Source organism: Streptomyces sp. NPDC048566 (assembly GCF_043199735.1).
Taxonomy (GTDB): Bacteria; Actinomycetota; Actinomycetes; order Streptomycetales; family Streptomycetaceae; genus Streptomyces.
In genome coordinates, this window is record NZ_JBICWL010000011.1 from 79,854 (window position 1) to 91,717 (window position 11,864).

Annotated in this window: 13 protein-coding genes; 5 read left to right on the forward strand and 8 right to left on the reverse strand. The window is 73.7% G+C overall.

What is annotated here, in order from left to right:
• Positions 1 to 198: 198 nt before the first annotated feature.
• Entirely contained in the window at positions 199 to 1,479 is a 1,281-nt protein-coding gene (locus ACGFS9_RS18795) for an MFS transporter (RefSeq protein WP_393254488.1), read from the reverse strand.
• Between the two features lie 62 nt (positions 1,480 to 1,541).
• Between ACGFS9_RS18795 and ACGFS9_RS18800 the strand changes: the two genes are divergently transcribed.
• A complete protein-coding gene (locus tag ACGFS9_RS18800) occupies positions 1,542 to 2,504 on the forward strand; it encodes a LysR family transcriptional regulator (RefSeq protein WP_393254490.1) in 963 nt (320 codons plus the stop codon).
• Between the two features lie 57 nt (positions 2,505 to 2,561).
• On the opposite strand, the gene ACGFS9_RS18805 is transcribed toward ACGFS9_RS18800, so the two are convergent.
• Complete coding sequence (locus tag ACGFS9_RS18805) at positions 2,562 to 3,323, reverse strand: alpha/beta hydrolase (RefSeq protein ID WP_393254492.1); 762 nt, start codon at positions 3,321 to 3,323, stop codon at positions 2,562 to 2,564.
• A gap of 113 nt (positions 3,324 to 3,436) precedes the next feature.
• On the opposite strand from ACGFS9_RS18805, the gene ACGFS9_RS18810 reads away from it, so the two are divergent.
• Together ACGFS9_RS18810 and ACGFS9_RS18815 are read left to right on the forward strand one after the other, a co-directional pair.
• Complete coding sequence (locus ACGFS9_RS18810; RefSeq protein ID WP_393254494.1) at positions 3,437 to 4,591, forward strand: adenosine deaminase; 1,155 nt, start codon at positions 3,437 to 3,439, stop codon at positions 4,589 to 4,591.
• Positions 4,592 to 4,726: 135 nt separating this feature from the next.
• Entirely contained in the window at positions 4,727 to 5,056 is a 330-nt protein-coding gene (locus ACGFS9_RS18815) for an ATP-binding protein (protein WP_393254495.1), read from the forward strand.
• A gap of 126 nt (positions 5,057 to 5,182) precedes the next feature.
• Here the strand turns inward: ACGFS9_RS18815 and ACGFS9_RS18820 are convergent, their stop codons facing one another.
• From ACGFS9_RS18820 to afsQ1, 5 genes are all read right to left on the reverse strand, one after another.
• Positions 5,183 to 5,386 (reverse strand): PspC domain-containing protein, encoded by a 204-nt coding sequence (locus ACGFS9_RS18820; RefSeq protein ID WP_393254497.1) that lies wholly within the window; start codon positions 5,384 to 5,386, stop codon positions 5,183 to 5,185.
• Positions 5,387 to 5,496: 110 nt separating this feature from the next.
• On the reverse strand, positions 5,497 to 6,048 hold the full coding sequence (locus ACGFS9_RS18825) for a VanZ family protein (RefSeq protein WP_393254499.1): 552 nt from the start codon (positions 6,046 to 6,048) through the stop codon (positions 5,497 to 5,499).
• Between the two features lie 64 nt (positions 6,049 to 6,112).
• A complete protein-coding gene (locus ACGFS9_RS18830; protein ID WP_393254501.1) occupies positions 6,113 to 6,808 on the reverse strand; it encodes a hypothetical protein in 696 nt (231 codons plus the stop codon).
• Entirely contained in the window at positions 6,805 to 8,388 is a 1,584-nt protein-coding gene (locus ACGFS9_RS18835) for an ATP-binding protein (RefSeq protein ID WP_393254503.1), read from the reverse strand. The genes ACGFS9_RS18830 and ACGFS9_RS18835 overlap by 4 nt, the downstream gene beginning before the upstream one ends.
• Positions 8,385 to 9,062 carry a two-component system response regulator AfsQ1 gene (gene afsQ1, locus ACGFS9_RS18840; RefSeq protein WP_037625670.1) on the reverse strand — a complete coding sequence of 226 codons (678 nt, stop codon included), beginning with the start codon at positions 9,060 to 9,062 and terminating at the stop codon, positions 8,385 to 8,387. Before afsQ1 ends, ACGFS9_RS18835 begins: the two co-directional genes overlap by 4 nt.
• Before the next feature lie 305 nt (positions 9,063 to 9,367).
• Between afsQ1 and ACGFS9_RS18845 the strand changes: the two genes are divergently transcribed.
• Positions 9,368 to 10,186, forward strand: a complete 819-nt coding sequence (locus tag ACGFS9_RS18845; RefSeq protein WP_393254505.1) for a SigE family RNA polymerase sigma factor — start codon at positions 9,368 to 9,370, stop codon at positions 10,184 to 10,186.
• A 244-nt stretch (positions 10,187 to 10,430) separates the two neighbouring features.
• Here the strand turns inward: ACGFS9_RS18845 and ACGFS9_RS18850 are convergent, their stop codons facing one another.
• Complete coding sequence (locus tag ACGFS9_RS18850; protein WP_393254507.1) at positions 10,431 to 11,069, reverse strand: uridine kinase; 639 nt, start codon at positions 11,067 to 11,069, stop codon at positions 10,431 to 10,433.
• Between the two features lie 257 nt (positions 11,070 to 11,326).
• Here ACGFS9_RS18850 and ACGFS9_RS18855 point away from each other — a divergent pair, with 257 nt between their 5' ends.
• Positions 11,327 to 11,734: a hypothetical protein gene (locus tag ACGFS9_RS18855; protein ID WP_393254509.1), complete on the forward strand. Its 408-nt coding sequence runs from the start codon at positions 11,327 to 11,329 to the stop codon at positions 11,732 to 11,734.
• Positions 11,735 to 11,864 lie beyond the last annotated feature (130 nt).

Consider the following 11,864-nt stretch of genomic DNA (forward strand, 5'->3'; position numbering starts at 1 on the left):
CACCCCTGTGGCCCGTATTCGTCCCGCGCGTCGTTGCGCCGACCCTTCGGAAGCTACCGCAGCGCACTGACAATGGCGTGCCGAGCGGGAGAACCCGCAGCTCGAAGGGGTGGTGACGGTGGCCGGTCCGCGCGCCCGGGAGCGTGGGCCCGCGCGCGGCGGCGCCCGCGGGTGCGGGGGAGGGCCGCCGGCGGCCCGTCAGTGGGCGTAGGCCGGCGCCCGGCGGGCCGCGACGCGCGCCGCGTGCGAACCGAACAGGGTGACGGAGACGACGCCCAGCACCGCCAGCAGCCCCATGCCGACCGTGCCCGCCCAGCCCCCGGCGTGGAAGGCGACCGCGCCGAGCGTGCTGCCCGCGCTGGAGCCGATGTAGTAGGCGGACTGGTAGAGGGCCGACGCCTGGGCCCGCCCGTGCTGCGCGGTGCGGCTCACCGAGGAGGAGGCCACCGCGTGGCCGGCGAAGAAGCCCGCGGTGATCAGGACCAGGCCCGGCAGGACCAGGGCCAGGGAGTCGCCGAGGGAGAGCAGCAGCCCGGCGGTCGTGGTGCCGCCCGCCAGGTAGAGGGAGCCGCGGCGGCCGACCCGGCCGACCAGGCGGCCCGCCGTCGACGCCGACACGGTGCCGACCAGGTAGACCAGGAAGATCGAGCCGACGATGCCCTGGGGGAGCGAGAAGGGGGCCTCGGTCAGGCGGTACCCGATGACCGTGTACACGCCGCCGAACACCATCATGAACAGCGCGCCGATGGCGTACAGCCGGCACAGCAGCGGGTTGGCGAGGTGGTCGCGCACCGTGCGGGCCAGCACCCGGGGCCGCAGCGACCCGCGCGTGAAGTGCCGGGGCGCGGGCAGCAGCATCCGGAAGGCCACCGCGCAGGCCACGGCGATCAGGCCGATCGCGCCGACGGCGACCCGCCAGCCCCACTCCTGGGCGACCCAGCCGGTGATCACCCGGCCGCTCATGCCGCCGACGCTGTTGCCCGCGACGAACAGGCCGATCGCGGTGACCAGCGCCTGCGGCCGGACCTCCTCCGCCAGGTACGCCGTCGCCGAGGCGGGGAGTCCCGCGAGGGCCGCCCCCTGCACCGCCCGCAGCGCCACCAGCGCGCCGACCGACGGGGCGAAGGGCACGAACAGGCCGACGGTCACCGCCACCGCGAGGGACGCGGTCATCACCGTGCGGCGGCCGAACCGCTCCGACAGGGCGCTCATCGGCAGCACGAACAGCGCCAGCCCGCCGGTCGCCGCCGACACCGTCCAGCTGGCCGAGCTCGCGCTCGCCGCGAAGTCGGCGGAGACGAGGGGGAGGAGGGCCTGGGTGGAGTAGAGGAGCGCGAAGGTCGCGACGCCCGCGAGGAAGAGCGCGAAGCTCATCCGGCGGTAGCCGGGCCCGCCGGGGGCCATGCGGGAGTCGGTGGGGTCGGCGACGGCGGAGGAGGCGGCCACGGCGGTGGACGCCCCGGTACTGGCGGAAGGCATGTCTCGAATCTAGGGACGCGTCACTCATCCGTCCAATGCATGGATTGGCCATAATCGTTCCCATGGCGCATCAGCAGAGGTCAGAGGGGTACGTGTCACCGTTCGGTGACACGGAAGACACCGTCGGCCCGGCGGCGCTGCTCGCCCCGCGGCTCGCGCACTTCGCGGCCGTCGCCCGCGTCGAGCACGTCACCCGGGCCGCGCAGGAGACGCGGGTGCCGCAGTCCACGCTCTCCCGGTCGCTGGTCCGGCTCGAACAGGACCTGGGCGTCGACCTGTTCGCGCGCCGCGGCCGTACGCTCTCGCTCACGCCGGCCGGCCGTACGTTCCTGGCCTCGGTGGAACGGGCCCTGGCCGAAATCGAGCGGGCCGCCGACGAGGTCCGCGCCGACGCCGATCCGGCCGCGGGGAAGGTGGCGTTCGGTTTCCTGCACACCATGGGCTCCGAGACGGTGCCCGCCCTCCTGCGGGCCTTCCGCGCCGACCACCCCCGGGTGCGCTTCAGCCTCGTGCAGAACTACGGCGAGGCGATGCTGGAACGGCTGCGCTCCGGTGAACTGGACCTGTGCCTGACCTCGCCGGTGCCGGACGCGCCCGACCTGGTGGGCCGCCGGCTCGACGAGCAGAAGCTGCGGCTCGTCGTACCGGCCGACCACCGGCTGGCGGGCCGTCGGCGGGTGCGTCTGGCCGAGGCCGCCGACGAGTCCTTCGTGACGCTGGAGCCCGGCTACGGCATGCGCCGGATCACCGACGACCTCTGCCGGCAGGCCGGGTTCCGGCCGCGGATCGCCTTCGAGGGGGAGGAGGCGGAGACGCTGCGCGGGCTCGTCGCCGCCGGACTCGGCGTGGCCCTCCTGCCGCCGCCGGCCGTCGCCCGGCCGGGAGTCGTCGAACTGACGGTCACCGCGCCGCGGGCCGTCCGCGAGATCGGGGTGGCCTGGCTGGACGGCCACCCCGACACCCCGCCGGTGGCCGCCTTCAAGAAGTTCCTGCTGTCCCGACGGGGCCGGCTGCTGCCCGACTGATCCGCTCCGCCGGACGCGGACCGGCACCGGCCACGGCCGGAGGACCGGGGCGGTCCCTCAGCGGCGCAGCGACCGGCCGAAGCCGGCCGCGAGCGGCATCCGCAGGCCGAGCGGCGGCGGGGCGGCGAACGCGTCCTGCACCGGCCGGGACCAGGCGTGGCCGAACAGCGCACCGAGGACGAAGTCCTCGGCCAGGGCCAGGACTTCCTGCCGGTGCTGGTGCAGGCCGTGCCCGTCCGAGTGGACCTCGAAGCGGCAGATGTCGCGGTTGGCCTTCTTCGCGCGCGCCGCGAGCCGGAAGGACAACTCCGGGTCGGTGCGCCGGTCGTTGGTGCCGTGCACGATCAGCACCCGGCGCCCGGCCAGATGTTTCACCGGTTCGGGTGGTGCGGCGACGTCGTCCTCGGGCAGCCAGGGGGCCAGCGCCAGCACCGAGTTGACGGCCGGGTGGCCGCCGGCGCGGAGCGCCGCCCGGCCGCCCATCCCGACGCCGGCCAGGCAGACGGGGACGTCTCCGTAGCGGCGGACCACCTCGTCCGCGGCCCAGGACGCGTCACCCGCCGGGTGTGCCTCGCCGCCGTTCCAGCCCCGGACCCGGTAGTGGACGGCGTGCGTGACCAGCTCGTCCGTCCGCCCGGCGCGGGCCAGCCTGCGGCCGAGTGCGCGCACGGAGGCGGTCGCCGTCAGGGGGGAGGGGCGGCGCACCGAGTCCTCCTCGCCGCCCGGCAGCAGCAGGACGACTCCGCCGACCGCCGCCGGCGCCGGACCGAGCGCTCTCCCCAGCCGGGCCGTGCGCGCCGGCGTCGCTTGCTGTGCCATGACAGAACAGTGTCAGAAGCACCGGTGTACGCCACCCGTCCGCACGGTCACCGTTACGTATCGACGGCACCGCGTGACGACGGCTCTACGCGCGTAGGGGCTAGAGTGCGCCAATGACGAGCCAGATCCGGAACACCCCGAGCTCGGAACAGATCCGCCGGGCGCCCAAGGTCCTGCTGCACGATCACCTCGACGGGGGCCTGCGCCCCGGGACGATCGTCGAACTCGCCCGCGCGTCGGGCTACTCGAATCTCCCCGAGACGGACGCCGACAAGCTTGGTCTGTGGTTCCGGGAGGCCGCCGACTCCGGTTCGCTGGAGCGGTACCTGGAGACCTTCGCCCACACCTGCGCCGTCATGCAGACCCGCGAGGCCCTGGTGCGGGTCGCCCGCGAGTGCGCCGAGGACCTCGCCGAGGACGGCGTCGTCTACGCCGAGGTGCGGTACGCGCCCGAACAGCACCTGGAGGGCGGGCTCAGTCTCGAAGAGGTCGTCGAGGCGGTCGACGAGGGCTTCCGGCAAGGGGAGCGGCTGGCCCGGGAGAACGGCCACCGCATCCGCGTCGGCGCGCTGCTCACCGCCATGCGGCACGCGGCCCGCGCCCTGGAGATCGCCGAACTCGCCAACCGGTACCGCGACCGCGGCGTCGTCGGCTTCGACATCGCGGGTGCCGAGGCGGGCTTCCCGCCCACCCGGCACCTGGACGCCTTCGAGTACCTCAAGCGCGAGAACAACCATTTCACCATCCACGCCGGGGAGGCGTTCGGGCTGCCGTCCATCTGGCAGGCCCTCCAGTGGTGCGGCGCCGACCGGCTCGGTCACGGCGTCCGCATCATCGACGACATCGAGATCCGCGACGACGGCTCGGTGGAGCTCGGCCGCCTCGCCTCCTACGTGCGGGACAAGCGCATCCCGCTGGAGCTGTGCCCGAGCTCCAACCTCCAGACCGGCGCCGCCGACTCCTACGCCGAGCACCCGATCGGGCTGCTGCGGAGGCTGCATTTCCGCGCCACGGTCAACACGGACAACCGGCTCATGTCCGGGACGAGCATGAGCCGAGAATTCGAGCACCTTGTCGAGGCGTTCGGTTATTCACTCGACGACATGCAGTGGTTCTCGGTCAATGCCATGAAGTCGGCGTTCATTCCTTTCGATGAACGACTCGCGATGATCAACGACGTCGTCAAGCCCGGATATGCGGAACTCAAGTCCGAATGGCTGTTCCAGCAGACCGCTTCGACCAGCGGATCCGCGGCGGAGAACGCCTGATCGAGCTTCAGGGAAAACGGCCGGGTCCTCACTTCTCCTCCTTGACCCGGCCGTTTTCCGATGTTTGCGGACGGCGGGTTCGCGTGTTTACGGTTCTGGACCGCTCACATCCCCGTATCCAAGGACGCATTCACCATGAAGCAGTCTGCCAAGACCCTCGGTGTCGCCGCTCTCGGTGCCGCTTTCGCCGCCGCCGGCGCGGGCGCCGCGAACGCCGCCCCGGCCGTGCCGGACGCCTCCTCCGCGCTGGACACCGTCACCCGGACGCTGCCCGCCGAGAACGTCGCGCAGGCGCTGCCCGGTGCCGGTCAGGCGCTCGGGGCGGGCGTGGCCGCGGCGAAGCCCGCCGCCGGGCGCCTGCTCGCCGACGGGCCCGCGGCCCCGGTGGCCGGACTGCTCGGTGGCCTGCCGGTGCAGGGTCTGCCCACCCACGGCCTGCCGGTGAACGGGATTCCGCTGGGCTGATCCCCCGGCGCGCCCGGCCCCCTTCCCCGCCGCTCCGGGGCCGTCGTGCTGCCCGAACGCCGGTGGGGCGCACCCGCATCGGGTGCGCCCCACCGGCGTTCGCCGTGTGCGGGAGGGCCGGGCCGGTCACCAGGCGGTGCCGGAGCCCTTGTCCTCGGACGGGAAGAGGATCCACAGCGCGATGTAGAGCAGGAACTGCGGGCCGGGAAGCAGGCAGGACACCACGAAGATGACGCGCATCGTGGTCGCGGAGACACCGAAGCGCCGTGCCAGCGCAGCACAGACTCCGCCGATCATGCGGCCGTTCGTGGGGCGGGCGATGGCGGTCATGCTGGCTCCTTGGCGAACCGTCGCGGCGAGCCGGTGCGTCCGGCTCCTTCGTGTCGGCGTGTACCCCGACCTCTTCGACGGTACGCCGCCGCACGGCGCGCGACCTCGCTCTACGGAGCGATGCCGACCCTGGGAATCGTCGGGGTCAGACCCTGAGCCGGGTCCCCCCGCAGGACGGCCGCGAGGCGCCGCGTCCGCGACCTGCGGCGGATCGCGGCGCGCCCGGCCGGTACGACCGCGAGATGGGCGAGGACCACACCGAGCGTGTTCAGCAGGACCGAGTCGATGTCCACCACCTGCCCGGGGACACCGGTCTGCAGCAGCTCTATGCCCAGTGACAGCAGCGCTCCCACCGCGGTCGACCGCAGCAGGGAGCCGAGCGGGGACGCGGTGATCCTGCCGCCGGCCAGCGGAAGCAGCACGCCCAGCGGGGCCAGCAGCCCCAGTCCGGCGCCGATCCGGCGGACCGCCGTCCCGGGGCCGAGCGCGAGGTCGGCTCTGATCCCGGCGAACGGCCGCAGATTGGCGGCGCTCACCCAGGGGACGTCCAGGGGGCGCAGGGTGATCCAGGCGACGAGCGCGAGGTGGGCGACGAGGAGGACGCCTCCTGCCACACGGACGCGGGTGACGGCACGGTCGCCGTTCGAACCAAGACGCTGCACGCACCCCAAGACGCCGGGTCCGCCGCGATCGGTTCCGGAGCCGGGATTTTCGCCCCGGCCCGCCTCACGAGCTCTTCAGCGCCGTCGACCCAGGGGGCTCGGCGGCCGGCGAGGCCCGCGCCTCCGGCGTGCACGTGTACGTGCGCAGCGCGCCGGGCGCCGGCCCGCCGAGGACCACCGTGCCGTCGTCCCGCGCCGCCGCCGAGTCGGAGAACGTGCAGACGACCTGCGACAGGGCCGTCGAGGTGAGGTCCGCGGGGGAGGTGCTCAGCCGCAGCGCGTCCTCGGGGTCCCGGCCGTGCGGGCCCCCGACCGTCATCCCGCCGCGCACGTCCGTCGAGTAGTGGGCCTGCTGCTCCGCCGTCGACGGCGTCTCGGCGAGTTCGTCGAGGAGCGCCTGCGCCACCAGGACCCGCCGCTCCGCCTCCGTGGTGCCGTCCGGGATGCGCACCGACCGGTCGACGGTGACCAGCTGCCCCGAGCACACCAGGAAGACCTGCACGGGCACCCCGCCCGAGGACGAGGACGCCCGGTCCTGGCCGGACAGGGCGCACGGGACCCGGGAGGGGGCGGGCCCGAAGTCGGTGGGGACCTGGGTCGAGCGGATGCCGCACCCGGACAGCAGCAGGGCGAGCAGCGGCAGCACCGGCAGCAGCGCCGGGCGCCGCCGGCGCGCGGGGCGCGGGGCGGTCCTGGCGGTCGCGGCCGGCGCGCGGTCCGCGGTACGGCCGCCCGGCGTGCGGGCGGGGGCGGGGCTCATCCGGAGGTGCCTTCCGTGCCGTTGCCGATCGCGGGGTCCTCGGGCTCGCCGGGGCCGTCGCCGAGGAGCCGCGAGGCGTCGTGCGGGAGCCGCAGGGTGAACACCGCCCCGCCGTCGGGGGAGTTCGACGCGGTGATCTCGCCGCCGTGGATGTGCGCGTTCTCCAGCGCGATGGACAGGCCGAGCCCGCTTCCCTCGGACCGCGGCCGGGAGGCGCTCGCCTTGTAGAACCGGTCGAAGACGTGCGGCAGGACCTCCTCGGGGATGCCGGGACCGTGGTCGCGCACCGCGATGACCAGTTCCTCCCCCTCCACCCGCACGGCCACCCGGACCGGGGAACCGCCGTGCTTGAGCGCGTTGCCGATCAGGTTCGCGAGGATCACGTCCAGGCGGCGCGGGTCGAGCCGGGCGGTGATGCCGCGCTCGGCGTCCAGCTCGACGGCGTCCAGCCAGGCCCGCGCGTCGATGCACGCGGTGATCTGGTCGGCGATGTCCACGTCGTCGAGGACGAGCCGGGCGGTGCCCGCGTCGAAGCGGGTCACCTCCATCAGGTTCTCGACGAGGTCGCCCAGCCGCCGGGTCTCGCTGACCACCAGCCGGACGGCCGGCTCGATCATCGGGTCCACACTGCCGGTCTCCGCGTCCAGCTCCTCCTCGAGGATCTCCGTCACCGCGGTGATCGCGGTGAGCGGGGTGCGCAGCTCGTGGGACATGTCGGCGACGAACCGCCGGGACGCCTCGTCCCGTGCGCTCATGTCGGCGATGTGCTTCTCCAGCGCCTCCGCGGTGTGGTTGAACGTCCGTGACAGGTCGGCGAGTTCGTCCGTCCCGGAGACCCGCAGCCGGGTGTCCAGCTTGCCCTCGCCGAGCCGGCGGGCCGCGATGCCCAGCCGGTGCACCGGCTTGAGGACGGTGGTCGCCGCGGCCTGCGCGAGCAGCGCCGATCCGATCAGCGCCAGCGCCGTCGCGATCCCCAGCGACCAGGCCAGCGAGTTGAGGTCCTTCGCCTCCGGCTCCAGCGACTTGAGCATGTAGCCGGTCGTGGTCCCGCCGATCACCCGGGCGCCGCCCACCAGGTAGGGCTGGTCGTGGTCGGTGATCCGCTGCCAGTACAGGTGGTACGCGGAGGCGTCGCGCGACGACGTCGACTGCTTCCTGTTCACCGCCTTGCGCAGCGAGGCGGGCACGTCCTCCAGGGTGAAGGTGTCCAGGTCGGAGTTGCCGACGACCCGGTTGCCGGTGCCGTCCTCGGCGACCAGCAGCACACTGAACCGCTGGCTGCTGTTGGCCATCTGGCCCGCGGTGCGGCGCAGTTCCGCCGGCCCCGGGTGCACGGGCAGCAGGCTCGCGTGGTTCTGCATCTCCTGCTGGAAGTCGCGCAGCACCGCGTCCTGCGTACGGGTCAGCACCGCCTCCCGGTTCAGCCAGTACGCGATCCCCGACGCCGACACCGCGGCGGTGAGCGCCACCAGCCCGAACACCACGACCAGCCGCAGCCGCAGACTCGTGAAGCGCAGGCCGGACAGCGGTCTGCGGCGCGCCGCGGCCCAGCCGCGGAGCCTGTCGTGCGGCTTCGTCACTGAGGATTGTCCAGCCGGTAGCCCACGCCGCGCACGGTACGGATCAGGGTCGGCGACGACGGCACGTCCTCCACCTTCGCGCGCAGGCGCTGCACGCAGGCGTCGACCAGCCGGGAGTCGCCCAGGTAGTCGTGCTCCCACACCAGCCGCAGCAACTGCTGCCGGGACAGCGCCTGTCCGGGCCTGCGGCTCAGCTCCAGCAGCAACCGCAGCTCGGTGGGCGTCAGTTGAAGGTCCTCGCCGTTCTTCGTGACCGTCATCGCGGCGCGGTCGATCACCAGCGAGCCGAACGAGGCCGAGTCGTTCGCCTCGCGCTCGCCGCGACGCAGCACGGCGCGGATGCGGGCGTCGAGCACCCGCCCCTGCACCGGTTTGACCACGTAGTCGTCGGCGCCGGACTCCAGCCCGACCACGACGTCGATGTCGTCGCTGCGCGCGGTCAGCAGGATGATCGGCAGCTGGTCGGTGCGCCGGATGCGCCGGCACACCTCGAAGCCGTCGATGCCGGGCAGCATCACGTCCAGCACGATCAGGTCCGGCCGCTGCTCGCGCAGCAGTTTCAGACCGTCCTCGCCGGTGGCAGCGGTGGCCACGCGGTGCCCCTGGCGCGTCAAAGAGAGCTCCAGGGCCGTACGGATGGCGTCGTCGTCCTCGATCAGCAACAGGGAAGGCACGGACGTCATTCTGGCCCATGACATGGCCGGGTATCGACCGCCTGGGCGCTCCCACCCGACTCCTGCCCGCAACCTCCCCCGCCGTGCCCGCCCCGACCGGGCCCGCACGAGCGCCGGGTAGCCGTACCGCTCCGCTCCGTGACCGCTCGGGCCGTGCCCGCGCGGTACCCCTGTGACAGGCCTGTGACAGTCGGCGGACACGGCCATGAAGTGGCCCGGGCAAGCTTTTCGGCACGGGGGCAGGACGCACCACGGAACGAACAGAACGAACCGGAGCACCGGTACTCCACGACGGGGGGCGCGAGATGAACACACTGCACAGCACGATCACTGGCGCGGTTGTCACGCGGCTCCACGACGTCAACCGGGCTTCCGACAAGACCGGTGCCGCCGGTGGCACCTCCCGGCTCGAGCGAAGCCGAGAGCACGGGGGAGTGCGGGGGTGCGATCGCGGCACCGGGCGTCAGCACACCGTTCACATGACGGTGGTCGACGCCCGCACGGGGGAGAACACCGCGGCGCTCGGCGCCGTGGGCGGGACCGGGGGGAAGGCTCACGGGGGAGCCGCGTACGGGGAGGGCACGGGGGAGCGGCGCTCGCCGTCGGAGGCGGAGTTCACCGCCTACGTCCAGGAGCGCCGCGCCTCCCTGTACGCCACCGCCTACCACCTGACCGGTGACCGCTTCGAGGCCGAGGACCTGCTGCAGAGCGCACTGTTCTCGACCTACCGGGCCTGGGACCGGATCACCGACAAGGCCGCGGTCGGGGGCTACCTCCGCCGCACCATGACGAACCTGCACATCAGCGCGTGGCGCCGCCGCAAGCTGAACGAGTACCCGACCGAGGAGCTGCCGGAGACGGCCGGCGACACGGACGCGATGCGCGGCACCGAACTGCGCGCCGTCCTGTGGCAGGCGCTGGCCCGGCTGCCCGAACTCCAGCGCACGATGCTGGTCCTGCGGTACTACGAGGGCCGCACCGATCCGGAGATCGCGGACATCCTCGACATCAGTGTCGGCACGGTGAAGTCCAGCATCTGGCGCTCGCTGCGCCGGCTGCGCGAGGACGAGGTCCTCAGCTTCGGCCGTGACGAGGAGGAGTCCTTCGGGGAGCTTGTCGCCTGAAGGTCTGGGGGGAGCGGTAACAGACCGGGGGGAGCCGGTTCCGGGGGGAGCCGGCGACGGTCGTGGGGGGACCGACGCGGTCGGGGGACCGCGGGGGTCACGGGGGAAACGCAGAAGGTCCGGGCGGACGGGGGGTCCGCCCGGACCTTCTCGTCGTGCACCGCATGGACCGGTTGGACCGAGGGGACCGGGTCGACCGGGTGTCCTTCCCGGACCGGGCGGGGTGGAGTGTCCTCCGCGGGGGTTACGCCGCCGCGCGCTGCGCCGGGGCCGGACCGCCGGCCGCCGCCGCGGTCAGCCGGCCGAGCGCCTCCGCCTTGTCGCAGGGGTGCGCGCCGAGCGCCGCCTGGCGGGCCACGATGGAGCGCTCCGCCCGCATCAGCCGCCAGCCGCGGCGCAGCAGGAACGGCACCGACTTGCGCCCCTCCCTGAGGTCCCGCACGAAACGCCGCCGGAAGGTGGTCACCGCACCCCGCGACAGGCACAGCGCGTCGCCCAGCAGGCCGAGTTCGCGGCACCGTCCGACGATCTCCGCGGCGAAGATCCCCTCCGCGATGAACAGCGGGGTGCGCTCCACGCGCAGCGTCTCGGCGCCGGTGCGGGCGCTCAGCGAGAGGTCGTAGACGGGGACGGTGGTGCGGCCGGTCCGGCACAGCTCCGCGATCGCGGCGACCGCGGCGTCGGCGTCCCAGGACGACGGGTGGTCCCAGTCGATGTCGGTGCTGCCCTCCACCCGGGGCAGCGTCGGGTCCGCGGCCTCCTTGTAGAAGTCGTCGAGGCGCAGCACGGGGAGACCGGAGGCGGCGGCGAGAAGGGACTTCCCGGAGCCGGAGGGGCCGCAGAGCAGCACCACGCGCGTGGGTATCGGGGGGTGGGAGCCCAATTCTCTGCACCTTCTGTGACAGGTCCGGCGGCGCGCGCGTCGGCGCGGCTCCCGGACATTATCCCCGGCGCGGGGGTGCGGGGCGACGGGCACCCGGGCTCGCCCACCGAGTGGCGGTGATATGCCTGTTGACCCGCAGGGAGTAATCCGGTGCCGGGACCGCCCGCACCGGGACCCGCTTCAACTACTGTGCGTGTCGATTCCGTTGCCCTCCGGCGGAGTGCCTCGGCCCTCCGCCCGTCACAGAGGAAACCCCGATGGCGCGACACGCAGCCCAGCCGACGTCCCTGGCCCGCACGACCGCGCGGATCGCCGCCGCGGTCGGGGTGGTCGCCGCCGGTGCCGCCGCGGCCACCCCGGCGATGGCGGACTCGGCCCCCCTCGTGGACGCCGTGCGCACCCGGCCCACCTCGCTCGGCACCGTCGACCCGCAGGCCGGACTCCAGGCGCTGACCGGGACCGTGGGCTATGTCACCGGCCCGATCGAGGGGCTCAAGCCCAACCCGCTGGCCGGCACGGGCGTGGACCCGCTCGACAACGGTGTGGGCACCCAGCTCGCCGACTTCAAGCCGCTCTCCACGAAGACGCTCACCGGTCCGCTGGCGCAGGCCCCCTCGGTCGGGGGCATCCCGGTGCTCGGCCAGGTGACCGGCCTGCTGCACTGACCCGCTCGCCGCTCGCCGCTCGCCGCTCGCACGTTCCACGCCCGGCGCGGAGCCCGGGCGCACACGCGGGAGAGCCGCGCTTCCCCCGGACGGAGGGGAAGCGCGGCTCTCCCGGTGCCCGGAGCCCCGG

What these genes read in the sequence shown, in the direction of transcription:
- ACGFS9_RS18805 (WP_393254492.1), bottom strand. Translation starts at nt 3,323, where the DNA reads ATGGCACAGCAAGCGACGCCGGCGCGCACGGCCCGGCTGGGGAGAGCG.
- ACGFS9_RS18830 (WP_393254501.1), bottom strand. Translation starts at nt 6,808, where the DNA reads ATGAGCCCCGCCCCCGCCCGCACGCCGGGCGGCCGTACCGCGGACCGC.
- ACGFS9_RS18845 (WP_393254505.1), top strand. Translation starts at nt 9,368, where the DNA reads ATGAACACACTGCACAGCACGATCACTGGCGCGGTTGTCACGCGGCTC.
- ACGFS9_RS18795 (WP_393254488.1), bottom strand. Translation starts at nt 1,479, where the DNA reads ATGCCTTCCGCCAGTACCGGGGCGTCCACCGCCGTGGCCGCCTCCTCC.
- ACGFS9_RS18815 (WP_393254495.1), top strand. Translation starts at nt 4,727, where the DNA reads ATGAAGCAGTCTGCCAAGACCCTCGGTGTCGCCGCTCTCGGTGCCGCT.
- ACGFS9_RS18810 (WP_393254494.1), top strand. Translation starts at nt 3,437, where the DNA reads ATGACGAGCCAGATCCGGAACACCCCGAGCTCGGAACAGATCCGCCGG.
- ACGFS9_RS18820 (WP_393254497.1), bottom strand. Translation starts at nt 5,386, where the DNA reads ATGACCGCCATCGCCCGCCCCACGAACGGCCGCATGATCGGCGGAGTC.
- ACGFS9_RS18855 (WP_393254509.1), top strand. Translation starts at nt 11,327, where the DNA reads ATGGCGCGACACGCAGCCCAGCCGACGTCCCTGGCCCGCACGACCGCG.
- ACGFS9_RS18800 (WP_393254490.1), top strand. Translation starts at nt 1,542, where the DNA reads ATGGCGCATCAGCAGAGGTCAGAGGGGTACGTGTCACCGTTCGGTGAC.